General features: G+C 71.9%; 19 protein-coding genes. 12 read left to right on the top strand and 7 right to left on the bottom strand.

Annotated features, from left to right (window positions below; translation table 11 throughout):
- Position 1: 1 nt before the first annotated feature.
- The gene (locus H0524_RS18715; RefSeq protein ID WP_180199803.1) at positions 2–1,246 is read right to left on the bottom strand and encodes a multidrug effflux MFS transporter; all 1,245 of its coding nucleotides are present in this window, start codon (positions 1,244–1,246) and stop codon (positions 2–4) included.
- Between the two features lie 69 nt (positions 1,247–1,315).
- Here H0524_RS18715 and H0524_RS18720 point away from each other — a divergent pair, with 69 nt between their 5' ends.
- Positions 1,316–1,804 (top strand): MarR family winged helix-turn-helix transcriptional regulator, encoded by a 489-nt coding sequence (locus tag H0524_RS18720; protein ID WP_180199804.1) that lies wholly within the window; start codon positions 1,316–1,318, stop codon positions 1,802–1,804.
- A 97-nt stretch (positions 1,805–1,901) separates the two neighbouring features.
- Here H0524_RS18720 and H0524_RS18725 read toward each other — a convergent pair whose 3' ends face one another.
- Both H0524_RS18725 and H0524_RS18730 read right to left on the bottom strand, forming a co-directional pair.
- Positions 1,902–2,729 carry an MBL fold metallo-hydrolase gene (locus tag H0524_RS18725; RefSeq protein WP_180199805.1) on the bottom strand — a complete coding sequence of 276 codons (828 nt, stop codon included), beginning with the start codon at positions 2,727–2,729 and terminating at the stop codon, positions 1,902–1,904.
- Entirely contained in the window at positions 2,726–3,118 is a 393-nt protein-coding gene (locus H0524_RS18730; RefSeq protein WP_180199806.1) for a thioesterase family protein, read from the bottom strand. Before H0524_RS18730 ends, H0524_RS18725 begins: the two co-directional genes overlap by 4 nt.
- Positions 3,119–3,235: 117 nt before the next feature.
- Here H0524_RS18730 and H0524_RS18735 point away from each other — a divergent pair, with 117 nt between their 5' ends.
- A complete protein-coding gene (locus H0524_RS18735; RefSeq protein ID WP_304610815.1) occupies positions 3,236–4,369 on the top strand; it encodes a phosphatase PAP2 family protein in 1,134 nt (377 codons plus the stop codon).
- 91 nt (positions 4,370–4,460) lie between these two features.
- Here the strand turns inward: H0524_RS18735 and H0524_RS18740 are convergent, their stop codons facing one another.
- Genes H0524_RS18740 through H0524_RS18750 form a run of 3 tightly spaced genes read right to left on the bottom strand, consistent with a single transcriptional unit; the run spans position 4,461 to position 6,791 of the window.
- A complete protein-coding gene (locus H0524_RS18740) occupies positions 4,461–5,999 on the bottom strand; it encodes a PH domain-containing protein (protein ID WP_180199808.1) in 1,539 nt (512 codons plus the stop codon).
- Positions 5,996–6,544 (bottom strand): PH domain-containing protein, encoded by a 549-nt coding sequence (locus H0524_RS18745; protein WP_180199809.1) that lies wholly within the window; start codon positions 6,542–6,544, stop codon positions 5,996–5,998. The genes H0524_RS18740 and H0524_RS18745 overlap by 4 nt, the downstream gene beginning before the upstream one ends.
- A 22-nt stretch (positions 6,545–6,566) precedes the next feature.
- Entirely contained in the window at positions 6,567–6,791 is a 225-nt protein-coding gene (locus H0524_RS18750) for a hypothetical protein (RefSeq protein WP_180199810.1), read from the bottom strand.
- 293 nt (positions 6,792–7,084) lie between these two features.
- Here H0524_RS18750 and H0524_RS18755 point away from each other — a divergent pair, with 293 nt between their 5' ends.
- From H0524_RS18755 to H0524_RS18785, 7 genes are all read left to right on the top strand, one after another.
- Positions 7,085–8,182, top strand: coding sequence for a MoxR family ATPase (locus tag H0524_RS18755; RefSeq protein WP_180199811.1), 1,098 nt, complete (start codon positions 7,085–7,087; stop codon positions 8,180–8,182).
- A complete protein-coding gene (locus H0524_RS18760; protein WP_180199812.1) occupies positions 8,161–9,180 on the top strand; it encodes a DUF58 domain-containing protein in 1,020 nt (339 codons plus the stop codon). The genes H0524_RS18755 and H0524_RS18760 overlap by 22 nt, the downstream gene beginning before the upstream one ends.
- Positions 9,177–10,127, top strand: coding sequence for a VWA domain-containing protein (locus H0524_RS18765; protein WP_180199813.1), 951 nt, complete (start codon positions 9,177–9,179; stop codon positions 10,125–10,127). Before H0524_RS18760 ends, H0524_RS18765 begins: the two co-directional genes overlap by 4 nt.
- Before the next feature lie 609 nt (positions 10,128–10,736).
- On the top strand, positions 10,737–11,474 hold the full coding sequence (gene fabG, locus H0524_RS18770; RefSeq protein ID WP_180199814.1) for a 3-oxoacyl-[acyl-carrier-protein] reductase: 738 nt from the start codon (positions 10,737–10,739) through the stop codon (positions 11,472–11,474).
- Between the two features lie 14 nt (positions 11,475–11,488).
- Positions 11,489–12,256 carry an enoyl-ACP reductase FabI gene (gene fabI / locus H0524_RS18775; RefSeq protein WP_180199815.1) on the top strand — a complete coding sequence of 256 codons (768 nt, stop codon included), beginning with the start codon at positions 11,489–11,491 and terminating at the stop codon, positions 12,254–12,256.
- A gap of 77 nt (positions 12,257–12,333) precedes the next feature.
- Positions 12,334–13,365 carry a ferrochelatase gene (locus H0524_RS18780; RefSeq protein WP_180199816.1) on the top strand — a complete coding sequence of 344 codons (1,032 nt, stop codon included), beginning with the start codon at positions 12,334–12,336 and terminating at the stop codon, positions 13,363–13,365.
- Between the two features lie 34 nt (positions 13,366–13,399).
- Positions 13,400–14,179 carry an HAD-IIA family hydrolase gene (locus H0524_RS18785; RefSeq protein ID WP_033665548.1) on the top strand — a complete coding sequence of 260 codons (780 nt, stop codon included), beginning with the start codon at positions 13,400–13,402 and terminating at the stop codon, positions 14,177–14,179.
- Between the two features lie 62 nt (positions 14,180–14,241).
- Here H0524_RS18785 and H0524_RS18790 read toward each other — a convergent pair whose 3' ends face one another.
- On the bottom strand, positions 14,242–15,036 hold the full coding sequence (locus H0524_RS18790; protein ID WP_180199817.1) for a hypothetical protein: 795 nt from the start codon (positions 15,034–15,036) through the stop codon (positions 14,242–14,244).
- Between the two features lie 117 nt (positions 15,037–15,153).
- Between H0524_RS18790 and H0524_RS18795 the strand changes: the two genes are divergently transcribed.
- From H0524_RS18795 to H0524_RS18805, 3 genes are all read left to right on the top strand, one after another.
- Entirely contained in the window at positions 15,154–15,969 is an 816-nt protein-coding gene (locus H0524_RS18795; protein WP_180199818.1) for a DUF3097 domain-containing protein, read from the top strand.
- A 152-nt stretch (positions 15,970–16,121) separates the two neighbouring features.
- Entirely contained in the window at positions 16,122–16,592 is a 471-nt protein-coding gene (locus tag H0524_RS18800; protein WP_018216188.1) for an NfeD family protein, read from the top strand.
- A gap of 2 nt (positions 16,593–16,594) precedes the next feature.
- Positions 16,595–17,704 carry an SPFH domain-containing protein gene (locus H0524_RS18805; protein ID WP_180199819.1) on the top strand — a complete coding sequence of 370 codons (1,110 nt, stop codon included), beginning with the start codon at positions 16,595–16,597 and terminating at the stop codon, positions 17,702–17,704.
- The last annotated feature ends 125 nt before the right edge of the window (positions 17,705–17,829 follow it).

Here is a 17,829-nt window from a genome sequence, read left to right on the forward strand (position 1 = left end):
ATCAGGGGCGCGGGGGACGGGCCAGGGTGAGTGCGGCGGTGAGCGACAGTGCGGCTGAGGCCGCGAGTACCGCTGCCATCGGTACGGCACTGCCTTCCCCGCCCAGCCCGACCAGGGGCGCGGCGAGCGACCCGATCACCGACTGGAGGGCGCCCATCAGCGCTGCCGCGGTCCCGGCGTGGTGTGCGTGTCGGTCGAGGGCGAGGCTCGTACCGTTCGGCATCACCATGCCCAGCGACGCGATGAAGGCCAGCAGCGCGCCCGTGAGCAGTAGCTGGCTGGCGGCGATCGCGCCGGCCAGTACACCAATGGCCGCCACCGCACTCACCCCGAGGGTGCTGACCAGCAGGGTACGGGGCGGGAACCGGTCCAGCAGGCGGACGTTGGCCTGCCCGACCGCCACGAACGCCAACGCGTTGAGGCCGAACAGCAGACCGAAGGTGCTCGCCGAGAGGTGGAACACGTCCTGGAAGACGAACGACGAACCGGAGATGTACGCGAACAGCCCGGCGAAGGCGAGCCCCTGGGTCAGCGTGTACCCCAGGTAGACCCGGTCGGTGAGCAACTCGCGAAGCGACCGGATGATGCCGCTGAGGCCGTCGCGGTTGCGCCGATGCGCGGGCAGGGTCTCCGGCAGCCAGGCCGCCACCACGGCGGTGAGCAGTGCGCCGACGACCGCGAGGAGGACGAACAGGGTCCGCCACGACCCGAACCGCAGCACCAGACTGCCGACGGTCGGCGCGGCGATCGGGGCGAGACCGAAGACCAGGGTGAGCCGGGAGAAGTACTTCGCTGCCGCCCGACCTGAGTACAGGTCGCGAACGATGGCACGGGTCACCACGGCGGCCATCCCGCCGGCGAATCCCTGGGCGAACCGCAGGGCGGTGAACGCCGGTGCGCTGGGCGCCGCGGCGCAGGCCAGGGCGAGCACGGTGTACGCCACGAGGCCGATCAGCACCGGCCGGCGTCGGCCCCAGCGGTCGCTCAGCGGGCCGGTGACCAACTGCCCGAGGGCGAGCCCAACCAGGCAGGTGGTGAGGGAGAGCTGAATCTGGGCCTGGCTCGCGGCCAGGTCCCGGGCCATGGCGGGCAGCGCCGGCAGGTACATGTCCAGGGAGAGCGGGCCGATCGCGGTGATCGCCCCGAGGAGGAGCAGCAGACCAAGACCACCGCCGACCCCTGCTGGCTGCGGCTGGCCGGCGGGAGGGGCTATGGCGGGTGCGGTCGGTGGTGCGGTCTGCGTCACTGAGTTCCCCCGGGGGTCGCCTGCCAACCGGGTAACCTTAGCTCTGTAACCAGAGTCTTTTGGGGTGAGGTGGGCGACACGGTGGCGACCGATGACGTGCCGGTGCGGCCGGCGCCGTGCCTCGACCCGGCTTCGACGGCGGCGCTGGGCGCCGTCGTCGGCGAGCTGCACCGCCGGCTGCGGCGCGCGGCGGCCCGGCACGCCAACTGCCTCCCGTTGCCGGAGGCCCAGGTCGAGCTGCTCCTGCTGGTCCGGGCCCACCCGGATGTCAGCGTGAAGGATGCCGCCTGCCGCCTGCACGCCGCACCCAACACGGTGAGCACCCTGGTCCGGGACCTGGTGGCCGCCGGGCTGCTGCACCGCGAGTGCGCTCCGGCCGACCGCCGTACCGCCCGGCTGCGCCTCACCGACGCCGCCCACGCGCGAATCGCCGATCATGAGGAGCAGCGCGCCGCCCTGCTCAGCGCCGCGGTGTCCCACCTGTCCCCCGAGGCCCGCGCGGCGGTCCTGGCGGCCACCCCGCACCTGGCCCGCCTGGCAGACCTGCTGAACCCCTGACCCCGCGGGTAGCGCCCGGGCCCGACGGCGGACCGGGCGGTGGGCCGGTCTTCCCGGTGCGGTGTGCTGGCCGGCAGTGCGGCCGGCCGGCGTGGGGTCAGAGCTCGCCGTTGAGTTCGGCGTAGCCGCGGCGGGTGGCGATCAGCGCGGGGCGGGCACCGAAGGGTGCCTCGGCGGCCACCCGCTCCGCTGGTGTCCGACCGGCATGGCCAGCCCGGATCTGCCAGGCCAGGTCGCTGAGCAGGCCGTGCTGGGCGTGGACGAACTCGTGGTCAACCGGGTCGCCGTGCCCCGGTACCACCACCGTGGTCGGGGTCGTCATCCGCAGTAGCTCGGCCACCGCCTCCGGCCACCGCAACGGGTACGAATCCTCGAACGCCGGCGGGCCGCTCTGCTCCACGAGGTCACCGACGACGAGTACCTCCGTATCGGGTATGTGCACCACCAGATCCGCTGCGGTGTGTGCCCGCCCCAGGTGCCGCAGGACGACCTGGCGGCCACCCACATCGAGCACCTCCCGCTCGCCCACCGGATGGGTCGGCGCCAGTACGGCAGTGTCGAGTAGCTCCTCGGCGAGGCCGGGCTGCTCGCCGTGCATCTCCTCGTACGCTTCCCGGCGTAGCCGGTCCGGGTCACGCAGGGCGGCGGCGGCCAGCTGGTGCGCGTACACCGGGCAGGGCGGATCGCCGGCCAGGGTGGCGTTGCCGAAGCAGTGGTCGAAGTGGTGGTGGGTGTTCACCAGCACCCACGGGTGCGGGGTGACGGCCCGCGCCGCCCGGGCCAACTCCGTCGCCTGGCCAGCCGTGGAGAGGGTGTCCACCAGCAGGGCCGCGCCGTCGCCGACCAGCAGTGTCACGTTGACCTGCAGCAGCGGCTCGCGAAGCACATACACCCGGTCGGCGACCTCGACGAAGTGGAGGGTCATGACGACCGCCCGGCTTGCCCGATGAAGCGCTGCCGGTCAACCAGGCGCCGCTCCACCCGCCCCTCGGCGACGGTGGAGTCGCCCTCGGTGACGGAGATCGCAAAGACCAGCCACCGACCGTCGACCTTCGTCAGCCGGGCCCGCGCCACCACGGTCCGGCCGACCGGGGTGGCAGCGCGGTGGTCCAACTCGATCCGGACTCCCACGGTCGTGGTGCCGTCGGGCAGTTGGCGGGCGATCGCCGCGACCGTCGCCGCCTCGGCCAGGGCGAGAATTCGCGGCGTGCCCAGGACCGGCACGTCACCGGAGCCAATGGCCTGGGCGGTGTCGACCTCGGTGACGATCAGCTCCACCGAGGCGGTTGCGCCCGGGGAGAAGGGCTGCTGCATGGTCACCAGCCTAGGCGTCCGATGGCGGGCCGGTCACGCATGAGTCGAACCGCCCGGAAGCGTCCGAAGGGCCTCCTGCGTCCGCTGCTGCGCCGACCGTCGTTAACCTGGTCCGTGATGTCTGCTCCAATCGATTCCCAACAGCCTGTCCGAACTGATGCGCCGGTGGTGGCCGACGGCGGGCGCCGTCGTGTGATCATGATGTCGGTGTGGGCGGGCGCCTTCGTCCTCGGCTGGCTCGTCATCGGCCTGCCCACCGATCCGGCATACGCCTTCGTCTGGATCTGGGCGGCGACCATCGCCTGGAACTCCACCCGGCCATGGCGCAGCCACCTGCGCTTCGCCCGGGACTGGCTGCCGGTGGTGTTGCTGCTCGTGCTCTACAACCTCTCTCGTGGCTTCGCCGACAACGGGGTGACCCCGCATGCCTACGAGCTGATCGTCGCCGACCGGGTGATGTTCGGCTGGGCCACCGGCGGCCAGGTGCCCACGGTCTGGTTGCAGCAGCACCTCTACCAGCCGGAGGTGCGCTGGTGGGACGTGTTGGTGAGTTGGGTCTACTTCTCCCACTTCGTGGCGGCGATGGCCGCCGCCGCGGTGCTCTGGATGCGGGACCGCCAGCGGTGGGCGGCGTTCATGCGTCGCTGGGGTTTCCTCTGCGCCAGCGGCCTGGTGACGTACTTCCTCTACCCCGCCGCACCACCGTGGTGGGCGGCGCAGAACGGGTTGCTGGAGGAGGTGGCCCGGATCTCCACCCGAGGGTGGCAGGTCTTCGGGCTGCACGGCGCCGGGAACCTGCTCAACGCCGGTCAGCTCGCGTCGAACCCGGTCGCCGCGATGCCGTCACTACACACCGCGTTCGCCCTGTTCGTGGTGCTGTTCTTCCTGCGCGCGACGCGGAAGCGGTGGTGGCCGCTGCTGCTCGCGTACCCGCTGGCCATGACCTTCACCCTGGTCTACTCCGGGGAGCACTACGTGATCGACGTCCTGGTCGGTTGGGTGTACGTGGGGATGGCCTTCCTGGCGGTGGGCCGGGCCGAGCGATGGTGGGCGGCCCGACGTGTCCGGCGCGCCCCGGACCAACCGGTTGCGGCGGCGGCGGACCCCGCGGCGGCGGACCCCCGGATGTCGGACCCGGCGGCGTCGGACTCTACGGCGTCGGCCACCGCGACGTCGGCTACCACGGCACCGGCCACCGCGACGTCGGCCGATTCGCCGCCGACGGATGAGGCGGTGGCCGCCGGCCGCTGATCGGCACCGAGCTTCGTCACCTGGACCGGCGGCATCGAGCTTCGTCACCTGGACCGGCGGCTCGCTACTGCGGCCGGCCGGGTGGCGCGGCCTACTGCGGCCGGCTGGCGCGGCGAGCCTGGTGCGCGCGGGCCGTCAGCTCGGCGGCCAGGGCCCACGCCTCGGCGACCGCTCGGTCGCGGGCGGCGGCCCCGGCGCCGCCGGCGGTGTCCGCGTGCACCGTCGCCAGCCCCAACCGTCGCTGTACCGGCCCCTGCACCACCCGTACGCTCTGGATCCTCGCGTACGGCACGACCACGATGTGGCGGGTGAGCAGGCCGGAGCGAATCGCGAACACCCGCTCGTGCAGCCCGGCGCCGAGCACCGGCTGACCCAACGGGTTGAGCCAGCGAGCCCGGGTTGGCGGTGCGGTCAGCGGCAGGTCGTCGAGGCGTACCCCGGGCAGCACCTCGGCGAGGATCGCCTCGGCGACCGGTTGCTGGCCGACCGGGAGAAGCTGGTCTGGCCGGTTGCGCCCGTCGGCTTCCCCCGTCGAGTAGCCGGCCACCTCCAGCCGCAGCCGCAGCCAGCCCTTCGCCCGCCAGAGCAGCGGCCAGGTCGCACCGACCGTCTGTACGCGGTGTAGCGGCACGGTCTGCGCCCGGGTCTCCAGCAGACCATTGCGGATCCGCAGGGTGTCGGCAGCGCGAGCCAGCTGGAAGTTCCAGTCGTCGAGGACCCGGCGGATGGGCTGGAGCAGCACCCCGGCCATCGCGGTCAACGTGCTCGCCACCGCGACGAACGACCAGGAGTCGCCGGAGAGGAACTGCGTCGCCACGAAGGCCACCCCGAACGGGATCATGAAGGCCTGTGGGGTGAGTAGCTGGCTCAGGAGCAGGTCCGCGTTCCGGACGGTGTGCAGTGGTCGGCCGGGCTGAGCCGCCTCCGGCCGGACCAGCGATGTGTCCGGCGCCGGGGCGGCCGCCTCCGGTTGCGGACCGGCCAGGGCGAGCAGCCGCTGTCGCAGGGCGGCGGCGTCCGCCACGCTCAGATAGGCCAGTGGCGCCTCGGTCTTGCCACCCCCGACCACCTCGAGGCGCAGCTCCGCCAACCCGGTGAGCTGGGCGAGTAGCGGTCGGACCACCTCCACGGCCTGGAGCCGCTCCAGCGGGATCGCCCGGGTGCGTCGCCAGAGCAGTCCCTCGTGCACCCGGAGCTCGCGGTCCACGACGTGATAGCCGGTGTTGTACCAGCTGACCACCGCGAGCACGGTAGCGCCGAGCGCCAGCACCACCGCCAGTACCACGAACCAGCCGACGCCGACCCGGGACAACGTGGACCAGGAGAGCCCAGCGATCACCACGACCAGCGATTTGGCGCCGTGGAGTGCGGGGGAGAGCGGATGTAGCCGCTGCCGACGTTCGGCGCCGTGCGGCGGCACCGGTGGGGTGGGCGCGCCGGCCGGTGGGTACCAGCCGGGGTGCGGCGGCGTGGCGGGGGGATATCCGACCGGGTGCGGCGGTGGGGTGGGCGCGCCGGCCGGTGGGTACCAGCCGGGGTGCGGCGGTGCGGCGGGAGGATATCCACCGGGATACGGCGCTCGGGCGGGTGGCCGGGTCTCTTCTGGATCTCGTGCGGCCGGCTCGCTCACAGGCCCTCCGCCCGGTCGCGGCCGAGCGCGGTGAGGCGGTCGCGGAGGCGGGACGCCTCCGCCGGGCGTAGCCCCGGTACCCGGGCATCGGTGGCCGCCGCCGCCGTGTGCAGTTGGACGGTAGCCAGGCTGAAGGCCCGCTCCAGCGGGCCGGCGCTGACATCAACGAACTGCATCCGCGAGTACGGGACGATGGAGAGCCGGCGCACCAGCAGACCGTGTCGGACCAGAAGGTCATCCTCGCGTTCGGCGTACCCCCACGCGCGTACGGCCCGTACGACGGTGAACGTCCGTAGCGCGGTCAGGAGGAGCACCCCGGCGAGGAGCACCCCGAACGCCCCCTGGCCGGTGACCGCCCACCCCACTGTCAGCCCGGCCAGCAGGATGACGATCAGCACGGCCAGTCGCAGCAGCTCAACCCAGATCAGGTCGGTGGAGACAGCCTGCCAGCGGACGGTTTCTGGCCAGGGTTCCAGCGGACCCGGGGGTGGGCCGGTCGGGGGTGGGGCAGCGGGCGGGAGGCCGGCCGGGCCGTCGCCGGTCACCGTGTGGTTCCGTTGTACGTGCTCACGAGTCGAGAGTAGGCGATTCGGCCGCCGGAACAACCTCGCGGAGGAAGCTCCGGGCGTCGAGGAAGTCGCCGAGCGTCACCCGGTGCTCGGGGCAGGCGAGCCAGGTCTTACGTCGCGCCGCGTCGTGTAGCCGGGGGTTGTTCCATCGCAGTGCCCACTCGGCGGGGGCTGCACAGCCACGAGCTGAGCAGACCAGGGCCGGGGTTGCGGGGTCATCCATTCCCGCCAGTCTAGGCGGGCTCACGGAGGAGGGTGAGCGCCGGGGCGGCGCGGGGGAGTCTTGAGCGCCGGGGCGGCGCGGAGGAGTGTGAGCGCCGGGCGGCCACGGGGGGAGCCGCCCGGCGACGGATGAATCGTACACGTCCCGTACCGAGTGCTGTCCACCCCGCAGGGCGAGTTCGGTGGATCGGACCGCGGGGCGGGAATCGGGGTTCGCGCTGCGGCGTACCACCACCGATCATGTCAGTCTTGTACCGCACCACGCCCGAGTAACGATCATGCTGTGGAGGACCGGTGGCCCAGCCGAGCACGCCCGATACCAGGACCTCCGGCGGGTCGACCCCGCCGGCTGCGCCGAGCACTCCGGCCGCGGACGCCACCCTGCTGGAAAAGGCGCTGTTCGAGGTCAAGCGGGTGATCGTCGGGCAGGACCGGATGGTGGAGCGGATGGTCGTCGCGCTGCTGGCGCGGGGGCACTGCCTGCTGGAGGGGGTGCCGGGGGTGGCGAAGACGCTCGCCGTGGACACTCTCGCCACGGTGGTCGGCGGGTCGTTCGGCCGGGTGCAGTTCACGCCGGACCTGGTGCCGGCGGACATCATGGGCACCCGGATCTACCGACAGTCGAGCGAGAAGTTTGATGTCGAACTGGGGCCGGTGTTCGTCAACTTTCTGCTCGCCGACGAGATCAACCGGGCGCCCGCGAAGGTGCAGTCGGCGCTCCTGGAAGTGATGAGTGAGCGGCAGGTCTCGATCGGTGGGGAGACGCACCGGGTGCCGGACCCGTTCCTCGTGATGGCCACCCAGAACCCGATCGAGCAGGAGGGTGTCTACCCGCTGCCGGAGGCGCAGCGGGACCGGTTCCTCATGAAGATCGTCGTCGGCTACCCGACAGCCGCCGAGGAGCGGGAGATCGTGTACCGGATGGGCGTGGCGCCGCCGGAACCCGCCCCGGTGTTCACCACCGCCGACCTGGTCGCGCTGCAACGTAAGGCGGACCAGGTCTTCGTGCACAATGCCCTGGTGGACTACGCGGTCCGGCTGGTGCTGGCCACCCGGACCCCCGCCGAGCACGGCATGCCCGACGTCGCCCAGCACATCCAGTACGGTGCGAGCCCGCGAGCCTCGCTCGGCCTGGTCCGCGCGACCCGGGCCCTGGCGCTGCTGCGCGGCCGGGACTACGCGTTACCCCAGGACGTGCAGGACATCGCGCCGGACATTCTGCGGCATCGGCTGGTGCTGAGCTACGACGCGCTGGCCGACGAGGTGCCGGCCGACCACGTCGTCGGCCGGGTGATGGCGACGATCCCGCTGCCCACGGTGGCGCCGCGCCAGCAGGCCACCCCGGCCCCGGCCGGGCCACCCGGCGCGGGGTGGCCTGGGCAGCAGCCGTGACCCCACCCACCGGTCGGCCAAATGACGCCACCGGCCGCGACTCCGTCGATCCGACCGCCGGTAGGCGCACCGAGGCCGCGCTGTCCCGGCTGCACCTGCTCGTCACCCGCAAGCTCGACGGTCTGCTCCAGGGTGACTACGTCGGCCTGCTACCCGGTCCGGGGAGCGAGGCGGGGGACTCGCGGGAATACCGCCCGGGCGACGACGTGCGGCGGATGGACTGGCCGGTCACGGCGCGTACCACGATGCCGCACGTGCGGCGCACGGTCGCGGACCGGGAGCTGGAGACGTGGCTCGCGGTGGACCTCTCGGCCAGCCTCGATTTCGGCACCGGCCGCTGGCTCAAGCGGGACGTGGTGGTGGCCGCCGCCGCGGCGCTGGCACACCTGACCAGTCGGGGCGGCAACCGGATCGGCGCAGTGGTCGGCACCGGGGGCGAGCCGGCCGCCGCCGGTCGGGGCACGCCGACGGCCGGGCCCGGCCGGTTCACCCGGCTGCCCGCCCGCTCCGGTCGCCGGGAGGTGCAGGCCCTGGTCCGGGCCGTCGCCGGCACCGAGATCCGACCGGGTCGTGGCGACCTCGGCGCCCTGGTTGACCGGTTGAACCGGCCGCCGCGCCGGCGTGGGGTGGCGGTCATCATCTCCGACTTCCTGGCGCCACCGGCCCAGTGGGCCCGGCCGCTGCGCAAGCTGCGGGTACGCCACGACGTGCTGGCCATCGAGGTACTCGATCCGCGGGAGCTGGAACTGCCCGACGTGGGTGTCCTGCCGGTGGTGGACCCGGAGACCGGCGAACTGCACGAGGTACGGACTGGCGACCCGCGGCTGCGTCACCGCTACGCCGAGGCCGCTGCCGCCCAGCGCGCGGAGATCGCCGCGGCGCTCCGCGCCGGGGGCGCTGCCCACCTGAGACTGCGTACGGACCGAGACTGGCTGCTGGACATGGTGCGCTTCGTCGCCGCGCAGCGGCACACCCGCACCCGGGGGACGACACGATGATTCGTTTTCTACAACCGTGGTGGCTCCTGGCGGTACTGCCGGTGTTCGTCCTCGCCGGGCTGTACGTGTGGCGGCAGCTGCACCGCCGGGCGTACGCGTTGCGGTTCACGAATGTGGAGCTGCTGCGTACGATCGCGCCGAAGGGCCTGGGGTGGCGCCGGCACGTACCGGCGACCGCGTTCCTCCTCTGTCTGCTGGTGCTCGCCACGGCGCTGGCCCGGCCGTCGATCGACACCCGGCAGCCCCTGGAACGGGCCACCATCATGCTCGCGGTCGACGTCTCCCTGTCCATGCAGGCCGACGATGTGGCCCCGAACCGGCTGGCGGCGGCCCAGGAGGCGGCCCAGCAGTTCATCGCCGAGCTGCCGGCCAGCTACAACCTCGGGCTGGTCTCGTTCGCGAAGGCGGCCAACCTGCTGGTGCCGCCGACGAAGGACCGGCAGGCCGTGGTCACCGCCATCAACGGCTTGGCGCTGGCCGAGTCGACGGCGACCGGGGAGGCGGTCTTCACCTGTCTGGAGGCGATCCGGTCGGTGCCGGCCGACGGCGCGGCCGGGATTCCGCCGGCCCGGATCGTGTTGCTCTCCGACGGCTATCGCACCTCGGGCCGGTCGGTGGAGGAGGCCGCCGCGGCGGCACAGGCCGCTAATGTCGCCGTCTCCACGATCGCCTTCGGGACCGACGGCGGTCAGGTCGACATCGGTGGCCAACGCCAACGGGTTCCGGTGGACCGGCTCGCCCTGGCGGATCTGGCGGCGACGACCGACGGGTACTTCTACGAGGCGGCCTCGGTGCGCGAGCTGAAGCAGGTCTACCAGGACATGGGCTCGTCGATCGGGTTCCGGACCGAACCGCGCGAGGTCACCCAGTGGTACGCGGGCCTGGCGCTGCTGCTGGCGCTCTGCGCCGGGGCGACGAGTCTGTTGTGGTCGTCCCGGATCGTCTGACGCCGCTGCCGGCGGCGTCCGGAACGGACGGGGATGCGGTGGCGGTCAGTGACCGCCACCGGCCAGGACGAAGAGGACGGCCACCCAGACCGCGGCCAGGGTGAAGCCCAGGGGGGCGACGTAACGGCTCATGGGAAGGCTCCGGTGGCGACTGGGCGCGGGCGTCGGGGGCCCGCGGGAGGGTGGTCAGAACGCGCACACAAAGTCGTGGCCGGCAGCTCCGACCGTCCACCGTGCTGGATCCGGCGGTGGGCCGGGCACCCGGTGGCGCGAGGGAGCGGGTTTGTCAGCCGTGCTTGCGGGACTCAGCGGGGCTGACGGTCGGCCCGGCCACGACTCGGAGGATCGCTATCTCGCACAGCGATCACCTCCTGCGGTCGGCGGGGCCCAGGGCTGCGAGTCGTAACGCGAGCTCGCAAAACGGCGCTATCGTACACCCTGGTCGGTGGGGCCTCGAAGCGGACCGGGGGCGGGGGTGACGGTCGCCGGGTGGTTGCGGTGGGTTTCGCCTTGTCGGTGGCGGTCGGTGCCGTGGCGCGTTAGCGCTTACCTGCCGGTAACCCCTAGGCTCCGACGCGACGTGGAGATCTTCTGAGCTGAGGGGGAATCGTGGGCCGTACCGTGCTGGTGACCGGGGGTAACCGCGGTATCGGTCTGGCGATCGCTCAGGCCTTCGTCAAGCAGGGTGACCGGGTGGCGGTGACCTACCGGAGTGGGGCGGCGCCCGGCGCCGACGCGGCCGATTCGGGGACCGGCGCCGGCCGCCTCTTCGGCGTCCGCTGCGACGTGACGGATTCTGACTCGGTGGACGCGGCGTTCACCGCCATCGAGGCGGAGCTCGGCCCGGTCGAGGTGCTGGTGGCCAACGCCGGCATCACCGATGACACGCTGCTGCTGCGGATGTCCGAAGAGCAGTTCACCGGGGTGCTGGACACCAACCTGACCGGCGCGTTCCGCTGCGCCAAGCGCGCCTCGACCAAGATGCTCCGGGCGCGCTGGGGGCGGATGATCTTCATCTCGTCGGTGGTCGGGCTCTATGGCAGCCCGGGCCAGGTCAACTACGCCGCCAGTAAGGCCGGCCTGGTCGGCGTCGCCCGCTCCATCACGCGAGAGCTGGGGAGTCGCAACATCACCGCGAACGTGGTGGCACCCGGCTACGTCGAGACCGACATGACCGCCGCGCTACCCGAGGACCGCAAGACCGAATACCGCAAGGCCATCCCGGCGGGCCGCTTCGCCGCCCCGGACGAGGTGGCCGGCGCCGTCACCTGGCTGGCGGGGGACTCCGCCGGCTACATCAGCGGTGCGGTCATCCCGGTCGACGGTGGCCTCGGCATGGGGCACTGAGAGGAGACATCGACATGTCAGGACTGCTCGCCGGTAAACGGCTGCTGGTCACCGGCGTCATCACCGACGCCTCGATCGCCTTCTCGGTGGCGCGACTCGCGCAGGAGAGCGGCGCACAGGTGGTACTCACCGGCTACGGTCGGCTCTCCCTGGTCGAGCGGATCGCCAAGCGGCTACCCGAGCCAGCTCCGGTAATCGAACTGGACGTGACCAACCGCGACCACCTCGCCGCGCTCGGCGACCGGGTCCGGGAGCACGTCGACGGCCTCGACGGGATCGTCCACTCCATCGGCTTCGCCCCGCAGAGCTGCCTCGGTGGCGGCTTCCTCGACGCGCCCTGGGAGGACGTCGCGACGGCCGTGCACGTCTCGACCTACTCGTACCAGGCCCTCGCCACCGCGGCGCTGCCGCTGATGGCGCCGGGAAGCTCGGTGGTCGGGCTCACCTTCGACGCCACCAAGGCGTGGCCGGTCTACGACTGGATGGGCGTGGCCAAGGCTGGTCTGGAGTCCGCCAGCCGCTACCTGGCGCTGCACCTGGGCCCGAAGGGCATCCGCAGCAACCTGGTCGCGGCCGGGCCACTGCGTACCGTCGCCGCGAAGTCGATCCCCGGCTTCGAGCAGTTCGAGGACGCCTGGTCGGCGCGGGCCCCGCTGGGCTGGAACCTCACCGACTGCGAGCCGGCCGCCCGGGCCTGCCTGGCGCTACTCTCCGACTGGTTCCCGGCGACCACCGGCGAGATCGTCCACGTCGATGGCGGCTACCACGCGATCGGCGCCTGACCTGGCCGACGGCCCCTGCCGTGCTACGCCGCAGGGGCCGTCGCCTGGTCACCGAGCCACCGGGGAAGAATGGGGCCATGGCGTACGACGCGGTGGTGCTGGTTTCATTCGGCGGGCCCGAGCGGCCCGAGGACGTGATGCCGTTCCTGCAGAACGTGACCCGGGGCCGGGGAGTGCCGCCGGAGCGGCTGGCCGAGGTGGCCGAGCACTACCAGCACTTCGGCGGGGTGTCGCCGATCAACCAGCAGTGTCGGGAACTACTCGCCGCGATTCGGGACGACTTCGCCGCCAACGGCGTTGACCTGCCGGTCTACTGGGGCAACCGGAACTGGGACCCGATGCTCGCCGACACCGTGGCGCAGCTGCGCGACGACGGCGTCGAGCGGGCCCTGGCCTTCGTGACCAGCGCCACCGGCGGCTACTCCTCCTGCCGGCAGTACCAGGAGGACATCGCCGCCGCCCGCGCGGCGGTCGGCGCGGACGCCCCGGTGATCGAGAAGCTCCGTCAGTTCTGGGACCACCCGGGGTTCGTCGAGCCGCACGTCGACGCGGTGCGCGCGGCGTTGGCCCAGCTGGACCCGGCCCGGCGGGACAGGACCCGGATCGTCTTCACCGCCCACTCGGTGCCTACCGCCGCGGCGGCAGCGGCCGGCCCGCACGGTGGCCGGTACGAGGCGCAGTTGGCGGAGACCGCGCGGCTGGTGCACGCCGCCGCCGCCCCCGACCTCGCCTACGACCTGGTGTGGCAGAGTCGTTCCGGGCCCCCGCAGGTACCCTGGCTGGAGCCGGACGTCAACGACCACCTCGCCGAGCTGCCCGGGCAGGGCGTCACCGGGGTGGTGGTCAGCCCGATCGGGTTCGTCTCCGACCACCTCGAGGTGGTGTGGGATCTGGACACCGAAGCCCGGGAGACCGCCACGCAGCTCGGTCTGGACTTCGTCCGCGCCGCCACGCCGGGCACCGACTCCCGGTTCGTGGCGATGGTGCGCGAACTGGTCCGGGAGCGTACCGATCCGGCTGGCGCGACGTTGCGCCGGCGCCTCGGCGACCTGCCGATGTGGGACACCTGCCCGACAGCCTGCTGCGTTCCGGCCCGCCGCCCCTCCTGACCGCTTCGGCGGCCCGACATCAGGGATCCGAGAGATGAATGATCGTAAGCCTGTCCAGAGCTGGCTCACCGACATGGACGGGGTGCTGGTGCACGAGGGGCAGCCGGTGCCCGGCGCGCCGGAGTTCATCGCCCGACTGCGCTCCTCCGGCCGGCCGTTCCTGGTGTTGACCAACAACTCCATCTACACTCCGCGCGACCTACAGGCCCGGTTGGTCCGGATGGGGCTGGACGTGCCGGAGTCCGCGATCTGGTCGTCCGCGTTGGCCACCGCGCAGTTCCTGGCCGATCAGCGCCCGGGCGGCACCGCGTACGTGATCGGGGAGGCCGGGCTGACCACGGCGCTGCACGCGGTCGGCTACGTGCTCAGCGACTTCGCGCCCGACTACGTGGTGCTGGGGGAGACCCGTACCTACAGCTTCGAGGCGATCACCAAGGCGATCCGGCTGATCAACGACGGGGCCCGTTTCATCTGCACGAACCCCGACGTGACCGGGCCGTCGATGGAGGGCGCGCTGCCCGCCGCCGGTTCGGTCGCCGCGATGGTGTCGAAGGCGACCGGAGTGGAGCCGTACTTCGTCGGGAAGCCGAACCCGATGATGATGCGGTCGGCGTTGAACACGATCGACGCGCACTCCGAGTCAACGGCGATGATCGGCGACCGGATGGACACCGACATCCTCTGCGGGCTGGAGGCGGGGTTGGAGACGATCCTGGTCCTCACCGGCATCAGCAGCCGGACGGAGGCCGAGCGCTACCCGTACCGGCCGTCGCGGATCGTGAACTCGGTGGCCGACCTGATCGACGAGATCTGACGCCCGGCTCCCGGGGTGGCGGTCGACCGGTCCGCGGCCCCTGGGGCTGGCGGCCGGGGTCGCTACGGGCGTAGCGGGGCGTTGCAGGCGGCGGCCAGCGCCTGCCGACAGGCGCTGGTCAACGGGCGCAGGGCCGCGTCGCGCTGCTGGGCCTCGTAGTTGTTGACTGCACCTCCGGGGGCGGCCTGACCCGCCAGGGCGAGCACCCGGTCCAGCACGGCGGCCCGGGCGAAGAGCCGGCGGGCGCGGGGGTCGAAGCCAGGTGGCAGGTCGGTGGTGCCGTCGGGGCGGCGCAGCGCCTCCAGTGCCCCGGCCAGCTCCGGTCGCCACTGGGCCACGTCGAGCCGGGTCAGGGTGGCGGTGGTCTCGGCGAGAGCGGCGGCCAGCTCCGCCTCGGCCTCTGCCGCCCCGGGGAGGGCGAGCGATGCGGCCGCCGCGTCGGCCGGCAGCGGGTAGCTCCGCCACAGCACGGTCTCGAAGACGTCCCCGGAGCCGGAGGTGTGGGTGCGCAGCTGCGGGACCAGGCCGAGTGAACCGGCGACCACGCCCTCGCCGGCGACCAGGGCGGCACCGGCGAAGTCGCCCGGGCCGGGCAGCCCGCGCGGGTCACCGGGCGCGGGCAGCACCAGGCGGATCACATCGGGCGAGAGCTTGGCGAGCGTGGGCAGGGCCGCGGGCAGGGGGACATCGGTCCAGGTCCCGGGTGCGTCAGCGACCAGATGCTCCTCGTCACCGGCGATGGCGTCGGCGACCTCGTCGAACGGCACCAGCCCGGCACGCCACGCGCGTACCCAGGCAACGAACCGGCTGGACCGGCGTGGCGCGAGGGTGGTTGCGCCAGCGGCGGGGGTGGACATGCCGAAAGGGTACGTCCTCCTGCCCACCTCTGTCTCGGCTGCCGCACCAGCCGTCCCGCACCCCCGGCCGGCGTGCCGGGTCGGCGGTGGGGGCCCGCTGGGGCTAGCTTGATCGGCATGGCAGGGCGTTACGACCATGACGTGTTGGCGGGGGACTGGCGGCGGCGCCGGGTCACCCCGGAGGTGACCGCGGAGCTGGACCTGGTGGTCGAGGACGCCGATTCGGGGTTTTGCGGCGCGGTGGTCGGGTTTGAGGCCGGCGCGGTGCTGCTCGAGGACCGGCACCGACGGCGGCGGACCTTTCCGCTGCTACCGGCGGCGTTCCTGCTTGATGGTGAGCCGGTGACGCTGCGTCGCCCCGCCCGTCCAACGGTGCCGGCGGCTCGGCGGCGGACCGCCTCCGGCTCGATCGCCGTCGACAACGTCCGCGCCCAGGTGGCGAAGGCGAGCCGGATCTGGGTGGAGGGGGTGCACGACGCCGCGTTGGTGGAGCGGATCTGGGGCGACGACCTGCGCGTCGAGGGTGTGGTGGTGGAGCCGCTGGACGGGATAGACGATCTTGACGCCCGGGTACGCGATTTCGCCCCCGGTCCGGGCCGGCGGCTCGGCGTACTCGTCGATCACCTCGTCCCCGGTTCCAAGGAGAGCCGGATGGTGGCCCGGGTGACCTCGCCGCATGTGCTGGTGACGGGGCATCCCTACGTGGACGTGTGGCAGGCGGTACGGCCGGCCGTACTGAACATCTCGGCCTGGCCGGTGGTGCCGCCCGGTCAGCCTTGGAAGGAGGGGGTCTGTGCGGCGCTCGGTGTGGCTGAACCGGCCGAGCTGTGGCGGTGGATTCTGTCCCGGGTGAACTCCTTCGCCGATGTCGAGACGCCGTTGATTCACTCAATGGAGCGGTTGATCGATTTCGTCACCGAACCGGCGAGCTGAGCCAGGGCTCAGGCGCTGAGTCCGGGCTCAGGCGCTGAGTCTGGGCGGCGCTGAGCCCTGGTCGGCGTCGACCCGACCGGGGATGAGCGGGTGAACCTACCGCACCCGATGCCGATTCGATGACACGTGCACCGGCATGTCACGATCGTGGGGTGGACGCGGTGCTGTGGATTGTGGTCGGGGCGGTGCTCGCCATCGCCGAGATTTTTACGACGACGCTGTTCCTGATTATGTTTTCGGTCGGGGCCTTCGCGGCGGCCGGCGCGGCGGCACTCGGGGCTCCCGTGGAGATTCAGGCGGTCGTCTTCGCCGTGGTCTCGGCGTTGACCGTGCTGGGCGCGCGACCGATGTTGCGGCGACGGTTTAACCTGGCCCCGAAAGACGGCTCATCGTTCGGGGTCGGAGCGATCGAAGGGAGCGCAGCTCTTGTGCTGGAGCGGGTTGACGCCGAGAACGGTCTGGTAAAGATCGACGGCGAGTTGTGGCAGGCCCGCTCATATGATGCGACCCAAGTCTTCGCGCCGGGCGACCGGGTGCAGGTGATCCAGGTGCGCGGCGCCACGGTCCAGGTGTGGCGAGATGACGTTTCCCGGCCCGGTGAACTACCTGAAGTGAAAAGGTGAATATGGAAACTATTGTGCCAATCCTCCTGATAGCCCTGGCGGTTATCGCCGTGGTGACCCTGTTCCAGGCGGTGCGGATCGTGCCGCAGCAGCGTGAGGACGTGGTGGAGCGGCTCGGTCGATACCGGCGTACGCTGCAGCCGGGGCCCAATCTGCTGTTGCCCTTCATTGACTCGGTGCGCACCAAGGTCGACATGCGGGAACAGGTGGTTGTCTTCCCGCCACAGCCGGTTATTACTTCGGACAACCTGGTTGTTTCGATAGATACGGTGCTCTACTTCAAGGTGGTCGACTCGGTTCGGGCCACCTATGAGATTGAGGACTTCCTGCACGCCATTGAAGAGATCACCGTGACGACGGTGCGTAATGTTATTGGCTCCCTCGACCTGGAGCGGGCTCTGACCAGCCGGGAGGAGGTCAACCGGCACCTCTCCGGCGTGCTGGACGAGACCACTGGTCGGTGGGGAATCAAGGTAACCCGGGTGGAGATAAAGGCGATCGAGCCGCCGCCGAGCATCCGGGACTCGATGGAGAAGCAGATGCGCGCCGAGCGGGACCGGCGGGCCGCGATCCTCAACGCCGAGGGGCACAAGGAGTCGCAGATCCTCACCGCCGAGGGTGAGAAGCAGGCGGCGGTGCTGCGCGCCGACGGTAGCCGGCAGGCCCGCATCCTCGAGGCCGAGGGGCAGGCAAAAGCGGTTCGTACCGTCTTCGACGCCATCCACCAGGCGAATCCGAGCCAGAAGGTGCTCGCCTACCAGTACCTGCAGGCCCTGCCGCAGATCGCCAACGGCTCCGCCAACAAGGTCTGGATCGTCCCGGCGGAGCTGACCAAGGCCCTGGAGGGCATGGGAGGCGCGCTGGGGGGCCTGAGCCAGATGGTCGGTGACTCGCCGTTGCCGGAGGCGTCCGACGGGGTCAGTCAGGTCGAGCGGGAGGCCGAGGAGTCCGCGCGGGTCGCCGCGGACACCGTGCGACAGATCCACGACGAGGTTCGCGTCGCTGAGGCGCAGGCCTCCGGAGGCGAAACTCCGACGGAGTTGCCCGCACCCGAGCCGGTCGCGGCGGAGGGCTCACCCGACGATGCCACCGACCAGCGCAAGCAGGGCTGAGCACCAGCGCCAGCAGGGCTGCCACCAGCGCAAGCGATAACACGAGAACACCTCATGAGGCGCTCCGGTGCCTGCCACCATCGGTCATAGGGCGGGTGGTGACCAGGTTTCGGGGCGCCTCGGCG

The sequence above is a fragment of the Salinispora sp. H7-4 genome (assembly GCF_013416675.1).
Lineage (GTDB): Bacteria > Actinomycetota > Actinomycetes > Mycobacteriales > Micromonosporaceae > Micromonospora > Micromonospora vitiensis.